This is a genomic window from Corynebacterium gallinarum, assembly GCF_014837045.1.
Classification (GTDB): domain Bacteria; phylum Actinomycetota; class Actinomycetes; order Mycobacteriales; family Mycobacteriaceae; genus Corynebacterium; species Corynebacterium gallinarum.
Genome location: NZ_JACSPR010000011.1, coordinates 61,955 through 81,499 on the forward strand (window position 1 = coordinate 61,955; position 19,545 = coordinate 81,499).

15 protein-coding genes are annotated in these 19,545 nt (G+C 61.5%); 10 read left to right on the top strand and 5 right to left on the bottom strand.

What is annotated here, in order from left to right:
- The first annotated feature begins 30 nt into the window (after nucleotides 1–30).
- The 3 genes from pheA (at nucleotide 31) to H9627_RS12655 (ending at nucleotide 2,327) form a co-directional block, all read left to right on the top strand.
- A complete protein-coding gene (gene pheA / locus H9627_RS12645) occupies nucleotides 31–987 on the top strand; it encodes a prephenate dehydratase (protein ID WP_191734394.1) in 957 nt (318 codons plus the stop codon).
- 4 nt (nucleotides 988–991) lie between these two features.
- Nucleotides 992–1,672, top strand: coding sequence for a histidine phosphatase family protein (locus H9627_RS12650; protein WP_191734395.1), 681 nt, complete (start codon nucleotides 992–994; stop codon nucleotides 1,670–1,672).
- A 97-nt stretch (nucleotides 1,673–1,769) separates the two neighbouring features.
- On the top strand, nucleotides 1,770–2,327 hold the full coding sequence (locus tag H9627_RS12655) for an NADPH-dependent FMN reductase (RefSeq protein ID WP_191734396.1): 558 nt from the start codon (nucleotides 1,770–1,772) through the stop codon (nucleotides 2,325–2,327).
- Between the two features lie 192 nt (nucleotides 2,328–2,519).
- Here the strand turns inward: H9627_RS12655 and H9627_RS12660 are convergent, their stop codons facing one another.
- Nucleotides 2,520–2,723: a cold-shock protein gene (locus H9627_RS12660; RefSeq protein WP_006768902.1), complete on the bottom strand. Its 204-nt coding sequence runs from the start codon at nucleotides 2,721–2,723 to the stop codon at nucleotides 2,520–2,522.
- 663 nt (nucleotides 2,724–3,386) lie between these two features.
- Between H9627_RS12660 and H9627_RS12665 the strand changes: the two genes are divergently transcribed.
- Nucleotides 3,387–4,820 (top strand): YeeE/YedE thiosulfate transporter family protein, encoded by a 1,434-nt coding sequence (locus H9627_RS12665; RefSeq protein WP_191734397.1) that lies wholly within the window; start codon nucleotides 3,387–3,389, stop codon nucleotides 4,818–4,820.
- 100 nt (nucleotides 4,821–4,920) lie between these two features.
- Here the strand turns inward: H9627_RS12665 and H9627_RS12670 are convergent, their stop codons facing one another.
- The 3 genes from H9627_RS12670 to H9627_RS12680 are packed head-to-tail and all read right to left on the bottom strand — an operon-like array spanning nucleotide 4,921 to nucleotide 7,164.
- Complete coding sequence (locus H9627_RS12670) at nucleotides 4,921–5,265, bottom strand: metallopeptidase family protein (protein WP_191734398.1); 345 nt, start codon at nucleotides 5,263–5,265, stop codon at nucleotides 4,921–4,923.
- 34 nt (nucleotides 5,266–5,299) lie between these two features.
- Nucleotides 5,300–6,373 (bottom strand): septum formation family protein, encoded by a 1,074-nt coding sequence (locus H9627_RS12675; RefSeq protein WP_191734399.1) that lies wholly within the window; start codon nucleotides 6,371–6,373, stop codon nucleotides 5,300–5,302.
- Between the two features lie 20 nt (nucleotides 6,374–6,393).
- Nucleotides 6,394–7,164, bottom strand: coding sequence for a GntR family transcriptional regulator (locus H9627_RS12680; protein WP_191734400.1), 771 nt, complete (start codon nucleotides 7,162–7,164; stop codon nucleotides 6,394–6,396).
- Between the two features lie 139 nt (nucleotides 7,165–7,303).
- Between H9627_RS12680 and serS the strand changes: the two genes are divergently transcribed.
- The 4 genes from serS (at nucleotide 7,304) to glpK (ending at nucleotide 12,119) form a co-directional block, all read left to right on the top strand.
- The gene (gene serS, locus H9627_RS12685) at nucleotides 7,304–8,563 is read left to right on the top strand and encodes a serine--tRNA ligase (RefSeq protein ID WP_191734401.1); all 1,260 of its coding nucleotides are present in this window, start codon (nucleotides 7,304–7,306) and stop codon (nucleotides 8,561–8,563) included.
- Between the two features lie 20 nt (nucleotides 8,564–8,583).
- Complete coding sequence (locus H9627_RS12690) at nucleotides 8,584–9,501, top strand: lysophospholipid acyltransferase family protein (RefSeq protein ID WP_404826216.1); 918 nt, start codon at nucleotides 8,584–8,586, stop codon at nucleotides 9,499–9,501.
- Between the two features lie 5 nt (nucleotides 9,502–9,506).
- Entirely contained in the window at nucleotides 9,507–10,346 is an 840-nt protein-coding gene (locus H9627_RS12695) for an HAD family hydrolase (protein WP_191734402.1), read from the top strand.
- Between the two features lie 246 nt (nucleotides 10,347–10,592).
- On the top strand, nucleotides 10,593–12,119 hold the full coding sequence (glpK, locus tag H9627_RS12700; RefSeq protein ID WP_191734403.1) for a glycerol kinase GlpK: 1,527 nt from the start codon (nucleotides 10,593–10,595) through the stop codon (nucleotides 12,117–12,119).
- 79 nt (nucleotides 12,120–12,198) lie between these two features.
- On the opposite strand, the gene H9627_RS12705 is transcribed toward glpK, so the two are convergent.
- On the bottom strand, nucleotides 12,199–14,340 hold the full coding sequence (locus H9627_RS12705) for an N-acetylmuramoyl-L-alanine amidase (RefSeq protein ID WP_191734404.1): 2,142 nt from the start codon (nucleotides 14,338–14,340) through the stop codon (nucleotides 12,199–12,201).
- Nucleotides 14,341–14,711: 371 nt separating this feature from the next.
- On the opposite strand from H9627_RS12705, the gene glf reads away from it, so the two are divergent.
- The gene (glf, locus tag H9627_RS12710; RefSeq protein ID WP_191734405.1) at nucleotides 14,712–15,917 is read left to right on the top strand and encodes a UDP-galactopyranose mutase; all 1,206 of its coding nucleotides are present in this window, start codon (nucleotides 14,712–14,714) and stop codon (nucleotides 15,915–15,917) included.
- A gap of 310 nt (nucleotides 15,918–16,227) precedes the next feature.
- Complete coding sequence (locus H9627_RS12715) at nucleotides 16,228–19,476, top strand: AAA family ATPase (RefSeq protein ID WP_191734406.1); 3,249 nt, start codon at nucleotides 16,228–16,230, stop codon at nucleotides 19,474–19,476.
- Nucleotides 19,477–19,545 lie beyond the last annotated feature (69 nt).

Sequence of the window (19,545 nt, forward strand, 5' to 3'; positions counted from 1 at the left end):
AGTAGTGAACACGGGTTAAGCTGAGTAACCATGAGCAGCGAAGCCACTAAACCCACCGTCGTGTCCTATCTGGGACCTGCAGGAACCTTCACCGAAGCCGCCCTGCTCCGCCTGGCGCAGCGCGGGGAGTTCGGCGACGGTGAGATCACCCAGCTGCCGGTGAACTCCCCCCAGCAGGCCGTTGATGCCGTGCGCGAGGGAACCGCGGATTTCGCCGTGGTGGCCATCGAGAACTTCGTCGACGGTTTTGTCACCCCCACCTACGATGCCCTGGATCAGGGCTCCGACGTGCAGATCTTCGCTGAGGAAGCCATCGAGGTCTCCTTCACCATCATGGCGCGCCCCGGCACCGTGCTCGCCGACATCCGCACCCTGGCCACCCACCCGGTCGCCCACCAGCAGATCAAGAACTGGATGGCCGCCACCGTCCCGGACGCACGTTTCGTCTCCGCGTCGTCCAACGCCGCCGCCGCGCAGCTCGTCGCCGAACACGGTGCCGACGCCGCCGCCGCTCCCGAGCGCGCCGCCGACCTGTTCGGCCTGAGCAGGCTTGTCGACGATGTGGCTGACATCCGTGGCGCCCGCACCCGTTTTGTGGCCGTGCGCAAACGCATCTCCCCGCCACCCCGCACCGGCCATGACCACACCGCCGTCGTCTTCGCGCTGCCCAATGTCCCCGGCAGCCTGGTGCGCGCCCTCAATGAATTCGCCCTGCGTGGGGTGGATCTGGCGCGCATCGAGTCCCGCCCCACACGCAAGACCTTCGGCACCTACCGTTTCCACCTCGATTTCATCGGTCACATCGAGGATCTCCCCGTCCGCGAGGCCCTCCGCGCCCTGCACATGCAGGCCGAGGACCTGGTATTCCTGGGTTCGTGGCCCGCTCCGCGGGATACCGATGACGAGAACACCTGGGCGGATGACATCGCCCGCCTGGAGAAGGCGGACGACTGGGTCCGCGCCGTACTGGAAGGCAGGGAGTACTAGAACAATGGCTGGCAGGATCATTCTGGTCAGGCACGGACAGACCCACAACAATGTCCGGCATCTTCTGGACACCCGACCCCCGGGTGCGGAACTCACCGATCAGGGCCGCCGGCAGGCACTCAAGGTCGGTCACGAACTCGCCGGCTACAGCGGCGACCGCCTGGCGCATGTGTACAGCTCCATCGTGCTGCGCGCCCAGCAGACCGCGGTGCTGGCCACCAACACCTTCGAAAAGGCCCGTGACCTGCAGGAGGGTACCGTTCCTCTCGACGTGGTCCACGGCATCCACGAGATCGATGCCGGTGACTTCGAGATGCGTGGTGATGAAGAGGCCCACATGACCTATTCCACCGCCCTCAACGGCTGGCTCCACGGCGATCCCACCGCGGCCCTGCCCGGTGGGGAAACCTACAAGGATGTGCTGGGCCGCTACCAGCCCACACTGGACCGGATCATGGACAGCCACGACCTGGATGAGGACCGGGATGTGGCAATCGTCAGCCACGGTGCGGTGATCCGCATTGTGGCCACCCATGCTTCCGGAGTGGATCCCAACTGGGCATTTAAGACCTACCTGGGCAACTGCCGTTATGTGGTGCTGGAGCCCAACGGCCGTCGTTTCGGTCAGTGGGATGTGGTGCACTGGACCGGCAGCCCGCTGCCGTGGCAGGAGAACCAGCCGTAGATCTGATTGACTGCGTCTGCTATGACGGCCTCCGCGGGCCGGGATGAAGCTGGCTATCGTGGGGCTTGTCACACACCTTCAATGTTAGGAGTTAGACATGACCCGTATCGCAATCGTCGTCGGCAGCACCCGCCCCAACCGTAATGCAGCCAGCGTGGCGGAGTGGGTGTTCGACAACGCCCCCAAGGACTCCGGTGCCGAGTACGAACTCGTCGACATCGCCGATTTCAACCTTCCCCTCCTGGACGAGCCCATGCCCCCGGCCATGGGGCAGTACTCCAAGGACCACACCAAGGCATGGGCGGAGAAGGTTGCTTCCTTCGACGGCTTCATCTTCGTCACCCCCGAGTACAACCACTCCGTCCCCGCAGCCCTGAAGAACGCGGTGGACTTCCTGTACGCGGAATGGAACAACAAGGCCATCGGTTTTGTCAGCTACGGCAGCGCCGGCGGAACCCGTTCGGTTGAGGCCTGGCGCCTGATCGCCGCTGAGCTGCAGATGGCTGACGTCCGTGCCCAGGTGTTCCTCACCTTCGGCAATGATTTCGCCGACATGTCCACCTTCCAGCCCTCCGAAGGCTCCACCGGTGCCCTGCAGGAGCTCTTCTCACAGGTCACCGCCTGGTCTGAGGCGCTCAAGACACTGCGCGGTTAATCACCGCCGGTTACGGTAACAGCAGATCCCACCCGGTGGGCCGTCACATCATGGACGGTCGGCCGGGTGTTGTATGTTTCGGGGGTCGCTGCGTGCCGGAAAATCGTGGTGCTTAACCCCGAACGGCAGAAGGCATGAAAAAACCGCCGTACCCGGATGGGTAGGGCGGTAATTCTTTATGCAGCGAGAAGCCTACAGTGCGCGAACCTGCTGGGCCTGGGGGCCCTTGGCGCCCTCGCCGAGCTCGAACTCAACCTGCTGGTTCTCCTCCAGGTTACGGAAGCCGTTGCCCTGGATCTCGGAGTAGTGGACGAATACGTCTGCGGATCCGTCGGAGGGGGCGATGAAGCCAAAGCCCTTCTCAGCGTTGAACCACTTCACAGTTCCCTGTGCCATATGAATTACCTTTATTTCTGATGAGGTGATGCTACGTTCGTCAGCATGATTCACTAACGTCCGGGTCGTTAAAACTCCTCGGTGACCAACAACCCCAGCAGTAACTGCTCTGGTGAAGAAAACCGGGCGCTCGCGTCTACATCTCTTGCGAGCGCCTAGACACTGCGCATAGAAACCGCGACCAGAACCCAGTGTGCCATGAATTCCGTCCCAGCGATAGTCCCCCCTCGAAAAAAGTTGTCATCACGTCAAATCTGAGGGGCTGTCTGGCGGGGATATCTCCGGTCCGGGTCGGGGTTTTATCCGCCGGGAAAACGGTTGCACTGCTGGTGGGGGCGGGTTTTCCCTCGTGTGATCGGGCGATTGGGTGCGGGTACACCCGGAGCGGGGGGAGGGTTAATATTGTCGCGGATTGTGGGGTACTCGGCCCGGGGGAGGTGAGGGTGTTGCTCGTCGCAGTGGGGTGTGGGGATCATTTTGAGGTCCCTTATGTGCAGGCTCTACCTCAGGGGAATGGCTGATCATTGGGTTGCCATCCGGGCGCGGCCACCCACCACCACGCAATAGACCCCTCTGTCTATAGGGACTAGACAGGATCGTACCGAGGGGTCTACATTCAGGTGGACTTAAACAAACCCCCGAACCATAGAAAGCTGGTTCAGTATGATCCTCACCGGACTCGGCGTCGGTACCGCACTGGGTATCGTGATGCAACGGGGAAGGTTCTGTGTCACCGGCATGCTGCGTGACATCTTCCTCCAGCGCTCCTGGCGCACTTTTGTTGGACTCCTGATCGTCATCGCCGTCCACGCTGTGGGCCTGGCGGCACTGACCTCCACGGGTGTGATCACCCCGACCTACAACAACTTCGCGCCGATGGCCGTGATCGTCGGTGGTTTCATCTTCGGCTTCGGCATCATTCTCTCCGGTGGCTGCGCCTCGGGTACGTGGTACCGCTCCGGTGAGGGGCTGGTCGGTTCCTGGATCGCCCTAGCCACCTACGCCGTCTCCACCGCGGCCATGAAGGAGGGTGCCCTCACCGGGTTCACCGACTTCATGTTCTCCTGGGAAACCGAGCTCACCACCCTGCCCGCCCTGTTCGGCGTCTCCATCTGGTGGTTTGTTATTCCGTTTGCCGCCCTGACCGCCTACCTGGTGCGTCATTTCATGATCCTGGAGGCCAAGCGCCCCAAGATCGCCCGTCTGGGTAACCAGCCCTCCTGGAAGCGTCCCCTGCACGTCTACACCGCCGGTGCGCTCATCGGTCTGATCGGCGTCATTGCCTGGCCACTGTCCGCGGCCGCCGGCCGCAACTCCGGGCTGGGCATCACCACCCCGACCTCCCACACCCTGCAGTACGTGACCACCGGTGAGGAGAGCTACCTCAACTGGGGTGTCATGCTGGTGCTGGGCATCCTGGTCGGATCCTTCATCGCCGCCAAGGCCACCGGTGAATTCCGTGTCCGCGTCGCCGATGCCACCACCTCCGTGCGCGCTGTCGTCGGTGGCACCATGATGGGTGTCGGCGCCTCCCTCGCCGGCGGTTGCACCGTGGGCAATGGCATGGTCCAGACCAGTCTCTTCAGCTTCCAGGGCTGGATCGCCCTGCTGTTCATCGCGATCGGCGTCGGCGTGGCCGCCAAGATCTTCCTGAAGCCGGCCGCTGTGGCACAGCAGAAAGCAGATACCACCGAGACCTACTCCACCGAGGAGAGCCTCGAGCACGCCACCCCGACCTCCGCTGAGGACCGTGTCCTCCCGGTCAACAATGACCCCATCATCAGCCCAGCTCCGCTGGGCGGCGTCACCGTGGCCACCGGCCTGGTCAGCCTCAAGCCGGCCGTCAGCGAGAAACTGCGTGATCTGGGCAGTGGTTACTACGCCCTGGATTCCCTCGGCGCGGTCTGCCCGTTCCCGCTCATCGAGGCCAAGGATGTCATGAAGACCCTGCAGTCCGGCGACCACCTGGTCATCGACTTCGACTGCACCCAGGCCACCGACGCCATCCCGCAGTGGTGCGCCACCGACGGCCACGAGGTCACCGACTTCAGGGAAACCGGTGAGGCCTCCTGGCAGATCACGGTGAAGAAGGGCTAACACCCACACACAGTGACCGGCAGGCGGGAACAGTATCCACACTGTTCCCGCCTGCCGGTTTCGCTATTCCCGCGGCTCGCTCACCCGGCGATGGCCAACGTCACGCGTATCCCAGGCGGTGCAGATCGTGCTCATCCAGCCCGAAGTAGTGGCCAACCTCGTGGAGGACGGTCACGCGGACCTGTTCGGCCAGCTGTTCCTCGGAATGGCAATGGTCCTGCAGGGCACTTTTGTAGATGGTGATGGAATCCGGCAAGCCACCGTGACCGAAGACGCGGTTGGGCAGGGCGGTGCCGGTGTAGAGGCCGAGGATGTGGCGAGAATCGGGGTTGTAATCGTCGATAAGCACCACCACGTTGCGCATGTTGTCGAGGAATTTCTGCGGAACCTGGTCGAAGGCGTCATCGACCATCTCCTCGAAACGTGCATCACTGACTTCGTACATGGCACTCTCCCCGTGATCTCAAACTGAACTCAGGCTACAGCGGAACCGACGCCCCGGGGCGCAGGGGTTCCCGCGGCGGCTGGGGTGGTGGGGCCTGGCCGTTGATGGTGAACCCGGTCTGCGCCGAACCGTTGAGGATGTTGAAGGTGGAGTCCCCTTCGGTGGACGGCGACATGAGATAGCAGTTCACGCTGTGGGAACCACCGAGCCAGGAGGTGGCGGTGATGGTGGGCCAGAAGGTCTGCAGGGTGGACTGGTAGAGGTTCTCCTCCTCACCCATGTAGTCGATGGCGGCCTGGGTGCAGGTGCTGCCGAGGAACCCATTCTGGTCATCGGTGCTGGGCACACCCTGGGGGAACGGTACCCCGAGGTTGACGGTGGACACGGCCTCCAGGTGGTGGTCCTCGGCGCAGTCGACCTCCCGGAACTCGGCGGAGGATTCCACGCGGACACACGCGCCGGTCGCGAAGACACGGGCCTGATCATTGGCGGCAATGGGGCCGACGGTGATCTGGGGGATGCCGTTGGAGTCGGTGGCCTGCAGGCCGCAGAGCATGGTGCGGTCCCCCGCGGCCCACGCTTCCGCCGGTGGGAGGATGGGGGCGATGGTGTAGCGCCCGGCCGGGTCGAAACGGCCGTTGAGGTAGGCCAGGGTGGGGGCCTGGCACAGTTCCTCGCGCAGCTGCGCCTGACGCGTCAGGTTCGGTGGATCGGCATCGGGGCCGAACTCAGAACTGGGGTAGGTAGCCAGATTCTCGCGCTTGGAGATCTCGAAGCGGTGCTCACCTTCGCAGCTGGTCTGCTCGAAACCGGAGACCTGGCCGGCGTCGTTGACATCCCAGGTCGCGCACATCCCCACGTCCGCCGTGGTGAACGGGGCCACCTGCTGGGCGGTGGTGACGGTGGTGGTGCTTGTCGACGTCTCACCCGTAGCCATGGGTTCCGGGGTCTCCCCAGCGGAATTCACGCCGTAGGAATACATACCCACAGCAGCCGATGCCGCGAGCGCGGCAACGAGCATGGTTTGCACCGAGGCAGCGGAACGGAATCCTCTACGCCCCGTGCGTGACTGGGAATCGGTGGATGTACTCATGATTGTCCCTATCATGCCACGCGAACGGCGGTTATTCAGAGATCCTCGGAACGGGTGACCATAGTTTTCAGGGAGTAACGATCCGTCCGGTATACCGAGACACACCATTCGATGGGTTTCTCCCCCGACATCGATTGCCGCAGGATCCGCAGCAGTGGGGCGCCGGTCGGGACGTCGAGAAGCTTCGCGGTATCCTCGTCCGCCGCGACCGCGGTGACCGTCTGCTCCGCGTGGGTCACCGGTACGGTGTACACGCGGTCCAGGATGGCGTAGACGGAATTGTAGACATCATTTTCCAGCAGGTCGGGGGCGTACACGGCGTTGTACCACCCATGGTCGATGGCATAGGGGCGGTTATTGCCCAGACGCAGCCGGCGCAGTGTGATGTGCTGGGTGCCCCGCTCGGTGCCGAAGAATTCCGCGATCTCATCCGGGGCCGCACCACGCGACGAGGACAGGATGCGGCTGGTGGCCACGAGGTTCTGTGCTGCCATCTCCGCGGAGAAGGACGCCAGGTGCAACCGGGAGACCAGTGGTGCGTGCGCCACGAAGGTGCCCTTGCCGCGGGCGCGTTTGAGCCGACCGGAGGCCACCAGATCCCCGATGGCACGGCGCACGGTGATGCGACTGACACCGTAGGTTTCCTCCAGTACGCGTTCCCCGGGCAGCATGTCACCGGGTTGCAACTGGGTGGTGCACAGTTCCTCGAGGATCTCACGCAGCTGCTGGTGTTTGGGTTTGGGGCCATCGGTCAGGACCCGGTGGGGGAGGGAGGAGCCATCTTCCGAGCGCTCAGCAGCAGACATATCCACAACTCTAGCGCATCTGGTCATAACCAGGAGGTGCTTTGATATGCGGTGATATGTGTTGCCCACACGCCGGGCGCGGGGGTTTAGTCTCCACCTAACACCTCCCAGGCAGGCTCAGCACGGTACATTGAATTCCATGATTGATCTGAAATTCCTCCGTGACAATCCCGACGTTGTCCGCACCTCCCAGATCACCCGCGGGGAGGACCCCGCGCTGGTTGATGAGCTGATCAGTGCCGACGAAGCGCGCCGCCAGGCGATCCAGGTGGCGGATGAGCTGCGTTCCGAGCAGAAGGCATTCGGAAAGAAGATCGGTCAGGCCTCCCCCGAGGACCGTCCGGCCCTGCTGGAGGGCTCCAATGAGCTCAAGGCCAAGGTCAAGGAGGCGGAAGCCGCCCAGGAAGCCGCCGAGCAGCGCGTCCATGACCTCCAGATGAAGCTGTCCAACGTCGTGGAGGGAGCTCCCGCCGGCGGCGAGGAGGACTTCGTTGTTCTCGAGCACGTCGGTGAACCCCGCACCTTCGACTTCGAGCCCAAGGACCACCTGGAACTCGGTGAGTCCCTCGGTCTCATCGACATGAAGCGTGGCACCAAGGTCTCCGGTGCCCGGTTCTACTACCTCACCGGTGACGGCGCCATGTTGCAGCTGGGCATGCTCACCCTGGCCGCGCAGAAGGCCACCGCCGCCGGATTCACCATGATGATCCCGCCGGTGCTCGTGCGCCCGGAGATCATGGCCGGCACCGGTTTCCTGGGTGATCACTCCGAGGAGATCTACTACCTCGAGCGCGATGACATGTACCTGGTGGGCACCTCCGAGGTGGCCCTGGCCGGTTACCACAAGGATGAGATCATCGACCTGGACAACGGCCCCGTGAAGTACGCCGGCTGGTCCTCCTGCTTCCGCCGTGAGGCCGGTTCCTACGGCAAGGACACCCGCGGTATCCTGCGCGTCCACCAGTTCGACAAGGTGGAGATGTTCGTCTACTGCAAGCCGGAAGAGGCTGAGGAGCAGCACCGCAAGCTGCTGCAGATGGAAAAGGACATGCTCGCCGCCGTCGAGGTCCCTTACCGCGTCATCGACGTTGCCGGTGGTGACCTGGGTGCCTCCGCCGCCCGCAAGTTCGACACCGAGGCCTGGGTCCCCACCCAGGGCACCTACCGTGAGCTGACCTCGACCTCCAACTGCACCACCTTCCAGGGCCGTCGTCTGCAGACCCGGTACCGCGATGACAAGGGCAAGCCACAGACCGTGGCCACGCTCAACGGCACCCTGGCCACCACCCGGTGGCTCGTGGCCATCCTGGAGAACAACCAGCAGGCCGACGGTTCCGTCATCGTCCCTGAGGCCCTGCGTCCATTCGTGGGCAAGGACGTCCTCACACCGGTTAAATAAGGCGCATGACAATGGATAACATGGTCAAGAAACAGGGGTTCTGGGTACCCAAGGGCACCCCGGATGTCTCCCCGCACCCGAAGGAATCGAAGGAGCTGCTGTACAACCGCGTCATCATCCGGTTCATCAAGACGGTGATGAAGGCGCAGGGTCTGCAGCTCTATGTCTTCGGTTCGGAGAACATCCCCACCACCGGCGGTGCACTACTGGCGGTCAACCACACCGGGTACTACGACTTCATCCTCGGTGGCCTCCCGGCGCATCTGCGCGGTCGGCGCCTGGTGCGGTTCATGGCCAAGAAGGAGATCTTCGACACCCCGGTCGTCGGCGCGCTCATGAACGGCATGTCCCACATCCCGGTCAACCGCGCCAAGGGCGCAGGATCCCTCGACCACGCCGTGACCAGGCTCCAGGAGGGACAGCTGGTGGGAATCTTCCCCGAGGCGACCATCTCCCGCAGCTTCGAGATCAAGAGCCTCAAGACGGGTGCCGTGCGCATCGCCGACACCGCGGAGGTACCCCTGCTGCCGCTGATCATCTGGGGTGGGCAGCGGATCATCTCCAAGGACATCGACAGTGACCTCGGCCGCAGTCACACCCCCGTCTTCATCCGGGTCGGCGCGCCGGTCGACGCCAGCGGTTCCCCCGAGGAGGCCACCGAGCGCCTCGCGCAGGCTATGAAGGAGCTTCTCGACGAAGTGCGAACCGCCTACGAAACCGAGTTCGGCCCCTTCGAGGGTGGCGAACCGTGGCGTCCGGAATCCCTCGGTGGTGGTGCCCCGTCGATGGAGCGGGCTTCCCTGATGGAGATGGCGGAACGGGAGCGTCGACAAGCAAAACGCGAGGCCAAGAAGGCGGCGAAAGCCGAGAAGAAACCGCTACCCAGACGGTTGATGAACAAGGCCGCCGGCCTTGTGAAGAAGTTCATGCGAAAGTAGGAATAATGACCACCCCCGGTCCCGCGCCGAAGCTTGTGGCCAGCGATGTCGATGGAACTCTGATCGACAGCGCCGAACGTGTCCCCGCCCGTCTGCGTGAGGTGATCACCCGCATGACGGCGCAGGGCACAGCCATGGCACTGTCGACAGGGCGACCTGCCCGGTGGATCTACACGGTGCTGGAGCAACTGCCCGTGCGGCCGGTCTGCGTGTGCGCGAACGGCGCGGTGATCTATGATTCCGCCACCGACCGGATCCTCAAAGCCCACACCCTGGCACCTGAGACGATGGTGGAGGTGGTGGCGCTGGCCGAGGCCGCCATGGCGGATCACGGTGGTGTGAGCTTCGCGGTGGAACGCGCCGGCCGCTCCGCCTTCGACAATGTGGATGAACTGTTCCTGGTCACCCCGGAATACAGCCACGCCTGGCCGACACTCGATGATCACGGGGTGGTGCCGATTACCACCCTCATCTCCGAGCCGGCGACCAAGCTGCTGCTGCGCAGTGATTTCCTGGAATCCAAGGAGATGTTCGACCGTCTCCGGCCCGTGATCCCGGAGGAGGTGGGTCATGTGACCTTCTCCATGTCCGGCGGTCTGCTCGAAGTGGCCGCGCCCGGTGTGACCAAGGCCCTGGGCGTGTCCTACCTGGCGGAGCTGCTCGGGGTGGCGCAGGAGGACGTAATCACCTTCGGGGATATGCCCAATGACATCGAGATGCTGCAGTGGGCGGGTCGTGGCGTGGCCATGGGCAATGCCCGTCCCGAGGTGAAGGCCGTGTCCGACTTCGTGACCGCCACCAATGATGAGGCGGGTGTGGCCGACGTTCTGGAATGGTGGTTCTAGGGTGTGAATGAAACTGGTGGGCCTGGGGGGTTGGGCTGGCCAGAAATGGGACATAACCGGCCCGCTGTCCCATGGGGCGGTTGATTTGGGGGTATTTAGGGCGTTTGGGCCGGTCCGCCCCTGACCACCGTTTATATATCCGGTGGGGGACCATGGTGTGGGTTCCGGGGGTGGCAAACGGACCTGGGGAACACCCTTTTCTTTTTGGGTATACCGCACTTGCGTCCGCATGCCAAAATAGGGGCCATGAGAGCATCGAAAGCCAATTCATATGTGGCAGCTATCGACCAGGGCACCACATCCACCCGCTGCATCATCATCGATGACACCGGTGCTGTGGTCTCGGTGGCTGCCAAGGAACACGAACAGATCTTCCCGGAACAGGGCTGGGTCGAGCATGACCCCGTGGAGATCTGGGACAACGTCCGCGGCGTGGTCAGCCAGGCCATGGTCGCCATCGACATCACCCCGTACGAGATCTCCTCGGTCGGCGTGACCAACCAGCGCGAAACCACCGTGATCTGGGATCCCGCCACCGGCGAACCCGTCTACAACGCCATCGTCTGGCAGGACACCCGCACCAACGAGATCTGCAGGGAGCTGGCCAGTGAGGAAGGCCAGCAGAAGTGGCTGGACCGCACCGGTCTGCTCATCAACTCCTACCCGGCCGGCCCGAAGATCAAGTGGATCCTGGACAATGTCGAGGGTGTGCGTGAACGCGCCGAGAAGGGGGAACTCTACTTCGGCACCATGGACACCTGGCTGCTCTGGAACCTCACCGGCGGTATCCGTGGCGATGACGGCCACGAGGCCCTCCACGTCACCGATGTGACCAACGCATCCCGCACCCTACTCATGGACATCCGCACCCAGCAGTGGGACCCGGAGTTGTGCGAGGCGCTCGACATCCCCATGTCCCTGCTCCCCGAGATCAAACCCTCCATAGGCGATTACCGCTCCGTACGACACCGCGGCATCCTCGCGGATGTGCCCATCACCGGAGTCCTCGGCGATCAGCAGGCAGCCCTCTTCGGCCAGGGTGGTTTCAAGGAGGGTGACACCAAGAACACCTACGGCACCGGTCTGTTCCTGGTGATGAACACGGGTCCGGAACTGAAGATCTCCGAGCACGGCCTGCTGTCCACCATCGCCTACCAGATCGAGGGACAGGACCCGGTTTACGCGCTTGAGGGTTCCGTCTCCATGGGTGGCTCCCTGGTGCAGTGGCTGCGTGACTCACTCCAGATGATCCCCACCGCCCCCGCCATCGAGGACTTCGCCCGCCAGGTTCCCGATAACGGTGGTGTGCACATCGTCCCGGCGTTCTCAGGACTGTTCGCACCACGCTGGCGCCCCGACGCACGCGGTGTGATCACCGGTCTGACCAGGTTTGCCAACCGCAACCACATCTGTCGTGCCGTCCTGGAGGCCACCGCCTTCCAGACCCGTGAGGTCGTGGATGCCATGGCGCGGGATGCCGGCAAGGAACTGGACTCCCTGCGCGTGGACGGTGCCATGGTCGAGAATGAGCTGCTCATGCAGATGCAGGCCGATATTCTCGGCATCGATGTCATCCGCCCCGGTGACATCGAAACCACCGCCCTCGGTGCGGCCTTCGCCGCCGGTCTGGGATCCGGATTCTTCAAGGACTTCGATCAGATCGTCGACCTGATCTCCATCCGTCAGACCTGGACCCCGGAGATGACCGGGGATGAGCGCGCACGCGCCTACGACGCCTGGAATGAGGCCGTCACGCACGCCTACCCGCGTTAGTACACATTCTGGGTAGGGACGTGGAAGGGCCCCGCAGCTTCAGGGAAAGCTGCGGGGCCCTTGCGTGTCTACTGTGTCCTTAGGTCAGCTGGAGGTCAACCTCACCGGTGTACTGGTCATAGGTGATGTAACCACCCTGGAAATCCACGCGGAGCAGATTGCCGTCACGGTACTCGTGGCTGACGGGCAGCCCGAGGGGACCGAGATCAGCTCCCTGCTGGGCCCAGGTGTCACCGATGACGCCCCACAGTCCGTGGGTGCCGGCCTCGGGGGAGGAGACCATGATGCCGTTTTCAAACGGCATGTAGGAGACCTCGGAATTCACATCACTGGCGTACTGGACGGCTGTTGCCCCACCTGTTGCCGCGCCCAGGACCGGGCCGAGGGTGGTGTTGAGTGCGTTCAAGGTGCGGGAGAACTCATTGCCACCGGTCAGGTCCGCCACGGTGTTGCCCACGGCGACGACGTCGGTGAGGGAGATGTCCTCCATGACCGGGACACCATTGACGTTCCCGGTGTTGCCCAGCAGCGCACCGAGGTCGCCACCGGTGGTGGTGAGGCCGAGGATCACTGCAAGGATGGATCCGAGTCCCACGAGCAGCTGCTCGGAATCGGCACCGTTGAGCAGATCTGAGCTGCCGATGGCGAGGTCGGAGGAACCGCTCGCGGAGTCCTCGCCCGCCGTAGGCTCCGGGGTGACCGTGACGGTGACTTCGCCGTCGACAGGCTCCGGGGTGACCGTGGTGGTCACCTCTCCGTCGACAGTCTCCGGGGTGGTGGTCGCCGGGGTGGTCGTCGCGTTTGTCGTGGTTGTGGTGGTTGTCGTGGTGTCGGACTGGTCACCCGAACCCGAGAGGATCGAGGTGTACTTCGCCTGGGCGATATCCCGGATGGCCCCCATCTGGGCATAACCGGAGTTGCCCGGGCAGGAGGTGGTGCCCACATCGCGGTGCGCAAAGATGTTCGGCAGGGATACGGCCGCACCATAGGGGTAGAAGGTGTAGCTGGAGCCCTCGGAGTAGTGGGTGTCGTAACCCTGGGGTTCGAAACCTGCGACCTTGGCACGCCAACCGGCCAGCTCACCGACGGCCTCGATGGTTGCTGCGGGTGGGGTGATGTTTTCGTAGTTGCCCATCATGGAGATGGCCCAGGTGTTCTCGTTGAAACCACCTGCGTGGGCGCCACGGACTGCACGGTTCATGCCACCGGCGCGACCCTCGTAGATGGTGCCATACTTGTCCACCAGGGCGTGGTACCCGATGTCACACCAACCCAGGGTATTGGCATGGTAGTTGTGGTAGCCACGCATGCGGGCGGCACTTTCAGCAGGGGTGTAGTCATTGCTACCAGCGGTGTGGTGGATGGTGATCGCGGAGATACCACTATCGACAGTTGTATTGCACTGGTTGGAGCTCACACCCCAGCCGGCGCGGGAGATCACCCGTGGCATGCCGTCGGAGTCTGCGACCAGTTCCATGCCACCGACACCTGCCTCTGCGTTGCCGTCGATGAAGACAGCCTCCAGATCGCTGGCGACCTCAGCCACAGGCTGGATATCACCATAGTTGGACGGCAGCGGGGCAAGACCATCCTGGGCAGCAGGTGCTTCGGCGGGTGCTTCAGCAGGAGCTTCAGCGGGGGCCTCAGGTGCCGGCGCCTCGACTGGTGCCTCTGCAGGAACCGGTTCGGCTGCGGGAATAGCGTTTCCGGCGTCATCGTTGGCCATAGCTCCGGCATCCTCACCGAAGAGGTCGACGTTGAGCGTGGACACCTGGATCCGGTTGGTTGAACCGTGGAAGATGAGCTCGGTGCCGTGGGTGGCGGTGGGGTCAGTGCTGTCCACAGCCAGTGGTTCCATGTCGAACCATTCCGTCCAGGACCCGTCATCCTTCTGGGCGCGGACGAAGGCGGTGACATCACGCTGACCGGTCCAGGTCAGGGCGAACATGGAGAAGGGCTCCGCGCGTTGGAACTCCTTCACGGTCCTGGGGCCGGTGTCCTCACCCTGGGCGGTGATGGCCGGGTCCTCGACCAGAACATTCGCTCCGCTGTCGAAGCTGGTGGTTTCGTTCATGACCTGGACAGGGTCCATGGCGGTGCCCTGTGTGCGGATGTAGTCGGTGTTGGCTGCTACAAAGCCGGAGGCCACGAGCGCGACAGCCAGGAGTGTGGCGAGTGTCGGTTTGCTCCGGACGGCGTTGATGCGGCGTCGTTGCTGCACGATAAATTCTCCCTGATGATGTGGTGCGGCTGAGACTCGTTGAGTCTGGTTGAAACTAGCTGGGACTCGCTGGGAACGCTGAGCCAAATAGAAACAACTCCGAAGCTTAGTCAACTTCTGGGGTTAATGGTACATATGTGACCATTGTTTCTCTCGTTAGCCATGAGGCTTGAAAAAGCCTGTGAACATGTCAAATGGATCTGGGTGGGATGGGTCGGGGCCTGGCCGTTGCGCTTCCGGAAGGGTTCGTGCTGGTGAGTCGTGGCTACACATCTGCGGTTCCCCGCGCAAGAGAGGTGTTGTGAGGGTACAGGGGCTGAAGCGGAGTGTTCAGGATTCTCCGGGGGCGGTGGTGGGTTACTGTCGAAGCCATGACGGATTCGAAGAAATATGACCTCATTGTCGTTGGTTCCGGACTGTTCGGCCTCACCGTGGCGGAGCAGACAGCCTCCCAGTTGAATAAGCGCGTGCTCATCGTCGAGCGACGTTCGCACCTCGGCGGCAACGCCTACTCCGAGGCGGAACCCGAGACCGGCATCGAGGTTCACAAGTACGGTGCCCACCTCTTCCACACCTCCAACCAGCGGGTATGGGGCTACGTCAACCAGTTCACCGACTTCACCGACTACCAGCACCGTGTCTTTGCCATGCATGACGGCACCGCCTACCAGTTCCCGATGGGTCTGGGCCTGATCAACCAGTTCTTCGGCAGGTACTACAGCCCCGAAGAGGCCAGGAAACTTATCAAGGAGCAGGCTGCAGAGATCAAGACGGAGGATGCAACCAACCTGGAGGAGAAGGCGATCTCCCTGATCGGCCGTCCCCTCTATGAGGCGTTCATCCGCGACTACACCGCCAAGCAGTGGCAGACGGACCCGAAGAACCTGCCCGCCGGCAACATCACCCGCCTGCCGGTGCGCTACACCTTCAACAACCGCTACTTCAACGACACCTACGAGGGTCTGCCCGTCGACGGCTATGCGGCCTGGCTCGAGCGCATGGCTGACCACGAGCTTATCGACGTCCAACTCAACACCGACTGGTTCGACGTTCGGGAGCAGATCCGTGCCGAGAACCCGGATGCCCCCGTCGTCTACACCGGCCCGCTGGATCACTACTTTGGCTACTCCGAGGGCAAACTCGGATGGCGCACCCTCGACTTCGAGGCAGAGGTGTTGGAGATCGGTGACTTCCAGGGCACCCCGGTGATGAACTACAACGATGCCGACGTTCCCTACACCCGCATCCACGAGTTCCGTCACTTCCACCCGGAGCGCGAGGACCGCTACCCGAAGGACAAGACCGTCATCATGCGTGAGTTCTCCCGCTTCGCAGAGGAGGAGGACGAGCCGTACTACCCGATCAACACCCCGGACGACCGCGAGATGCTGAAGAAGTACCGCGAACGTGCAGCAGCGGAGGCCCGTGAGAACAACGTCCTGTTCGGTGGCCGCCTGGGCACCTACCAGTACCTGGACATGCACATGGCCATCGGTTCCGCACTGGTGCTTTTCGACAACAAGATCGCACCCCATCTCACCCACGGCACCCCACTCGAGCAGGAGCGCGGGCACTAGGAACGGATCTGGGCAATCACGAACGAAACTGCCTGCAGCTGGGATCAGCTGTAGGCAGTTTCTGCATTCATAATCGGTTAGGGGGTGTGGGAATCATCAAGAAACACCGACTACGCTGCCGGTGACACCGGAACCGGCCTGACTACCGGTGGTTTCCATGCACCCGTTTCCCTTTGCACCCTGGTGAGACCTTGTGGCTTTCGGCTGGAGCAAAAATGTTTATATGATTTCTATAGATGGTTTGCAGGACGAAGCCTGTATCTCTCAGAAGTAACGAGAACCGATCATCAAGTTCGGTCATTACCCCGGTGTGATCGTTACTTCAGAGTGGAATGAGGAAGAAGTGAAGGCCCCCGGCGAGATGCAGGATCAAGCTGTCCGTTTGATGCGATTCCTGTCGAGACTACAGGAATTGAGGGAAGCACCCACACGGACGGTCGATTCATACCAGGGTAATAATGGGATGATCCAATGGCTTGGGGAGATTCCGCAGCATCCTGCCATCGTGTGTAGGAAAACGATCATGCCTGGTCAGGAATTTCTCACTGTGGCCAAGATTAAGAATGTCGCTCCCCCCGAAGTGTCGGAGGAATTGAAGGGTCTGCTGTCAGGCCCTCTGGATGACCCACAGTGCAAGCCCGCGCGAGTCGCCTTTGCTGATGTAGCTGGCGGGGAAGCTCTTAATTCCGATCCTGATCTCTGGGAACTGTACGACGAAGAACTTCGGGACTGGCTTCGATCCTGGGAATCCTGGGCTGAACAACGGGCGCGGGATGACCAGGCTCGGGCCTTCTACAGCGCATTGTTCAAGCTTCATCAGGAAGCAGAAAAGCAGAATGAACAGTGCGAACTAATTCTCGGAGTTGGTCTATTGACCTGTGTACCGAAAGACCATGACCCTGTACGACGACACATATACACAGTGCCAGTGGTTATTGAACTGGATAGTAAATCCGGCGCACTGTCCGCTTCGCTTACTGAAGGAGCCGTAGAGCTCCGAGCTGAATTGAACATGCTCAGCCCGAGCATATTCGGTTCCGTTAAGTTGTTGGAAAAAATCCGCGTCCCTGCTCAGAAACTCGATCCCTTCGTCATCAACGAAGAGAACATAGCCAGCATTGGGGAATCGGCGCTCCAGACCCTGGCAGCTGTTGGACACTACGAGGAGGACGAGGGCGCCTTCAACCAGAGTGGTTTTCCCGCCTTGTCCTATTCGCCGGCGCTTATCCTGCGGCCCCGACCTAGCAGGTCACTATCCGAGGTCTATGCCCGAATTGCAGAGGAGATTCTAAAAACCGGAGAGGTTCCTGCAGGGTTGCAGCCACTGATCCATCCTGATTGCCAATCTCCAGTACACGCTGAGTCGAAACTCGGAGCACTGGGCACCACCGGAGAAGAAGTTTTCACTCCTTTCCTTCTGAACAATGCGCAGAAAAAGATAATCCAGAAGGTTGATACAACCACCCAGACCGTCGTGCTGGCACCACCGGGGACAGGTAAGGCCGATACGGTTGCCGCACTAGTGACCCACCTTCTTGCTCAGGGCAAAAGGGTACTGGTTACGGCTTACACAGCCCGCGCACTGCGTAGCACTCGGGAAGAACTACCGGAATCTATCAGGCCATTGGCTGTTTCTGTTGACGGCCCCGGTGGTGACGATATGGCCGAGTTGATGGACGCTGTCGGGTTGATCGTCCGTGCCGCTGATGATTTTGACAGTGGTAGCCATGAGAAAGAAATATCTGCGCTCACGGGTAAAATTGACCAGTTGCAGAAGCGACGCCACGAGCTGATCCGGGAACTCACTGACCTGCGCTCCGTCGAAGCAGAACCACGGGAAATTGCAGGATATTCAGGTAGCAAGGCGGAACTGATCCGCATTCATAAAGTTGATTCCCAACGGTATGGGTGGGTGGATGAGTATGTCGACCCGGGGAATCGACTTCCCGGCAAGTTTACCGTGGACAAAGCCTTGAACTGGCTCGTTCAACAAAGGGATGTGGAACTGGGGCGGGATGCCACAGTGGCGATCACGGATGGCCCTGCGGTACTGGGGTTACCCGATCCACAGGTGATACGGGGATTAACCCGAGAGATGAACAGGATCGCGAATGGAATGATGGCTGGTGTCTCATCCAAAGTGGACAGCCTTTCAGAAAAGTTTCTCTTGCTAACTCATGGGGAGCGGGAGGAGCTGCATGGTGGAATTGCTGCGGCACAACGGCAGCGAAAGCTGATTGCCCACTCATCACAACCATGGGCACAACAGGTGTTCGACCAGATACAGGCGAGTGGGGTCGGGACATGGGCAGACAACATTGATGAATTTGCCGACGCATTGGATGAAATACAGGAACGTGTGGATGCTCTCGGGCGGTTTCCCCGTATTCAGGTGGAGGGGGAGCCACTGACCTTCCTCAGTCAGGCGGACACCATTCTCGACCATGTGGAAAAGAATGGTCCCCTGAAGACGAAGCCGAACGGTGAGTTGAAAATGGGCCTGGGCGCGCCCATGGTGGTGAAAAAATGTAAGTCATTTCTGAAGAGCGTCCGAGTCGGAAGAGTGCCAATAAGCACGGCGGATGATGTCAGGGCGTTTATTCAAGACACCACCATCGGTCAGGAAATCAGGAAGTGGGAGGAAAAGTGGGCTGCTGTCCTTTCGCCGGGAAGTGACTCCAGCCTGGAGGGAAGACTCTCCCGCCTTCATGCGCTGTTACAGCGACTGGGGGCGATCCTGCATGCTGCCCGTATCAATGAGGAGCTGCAGAAGAAAACCGCGGGTCTCCAGGTGCCGGTGGTGCCCTGGACAGAACCTCATGGCTCGGATGATTACCGCGCGGTTCTCGATCTAGCTGCGCTGAAGAACCAGCTTGCAGACATACGTCGAAACATCGAGAAGGTGCGTGAGCGGTTAACAGAATTGGAACACCGTTTCCCAGAGGCACACTGGATCTCGGACCTTGCCGCGGCACTGCAAACGGAGGATGTTAGAGCTTATGAGAAGGCGTATCAGGAGGGTGTCCGTCTTTCTCATAGTTACAAGCGTCTCGCTGAGCTGAACGCCTTTTCCGATGTTCTACGGGATATCTCGCCCCGTCTGGTAGAAGAAATTAAATCAGCTCCCGAAAAATCCATATGGGAGGAGCGACTTTCTAGACTGGGGGACGCGCTTAACTGGCAGGGCTTAGGGATCATGATCCGAGAATTCACGGACGTCAATGTGAATTCCGCCCAGCAGCGGATCAGCCAGATCGAGCAAAGAATCCGGGGTGCTTCGGTAGACCTGGTGGCGCTGAGAGCATGGGGTGCTGCTGTCGGACCAGGGCGGTTGAACACAGCGTCTCGCACCGGTCTAAAAAACTGTATCCAACAGATCAGCAGACTGGGTGTGAAAACCAGCAGCGCAGCTGATGATCAACAGGTGCCTATTCAACGGGCCCTGCACCAGTGTAGGGCGGCGGTGCCGGTATGGATCATGCAGATCTCCAGCGTGGTGGACCAGCTGAGCATCAAAGAAAACCTCTTTGATGTCGTGGTGGTGGATGAAGGGGCCTGACCCCCGTTTGGTAGACACCTTGAAACCAGCATGATGCTGGGAAAGGTAATCTGCCACCATGCCACGCAA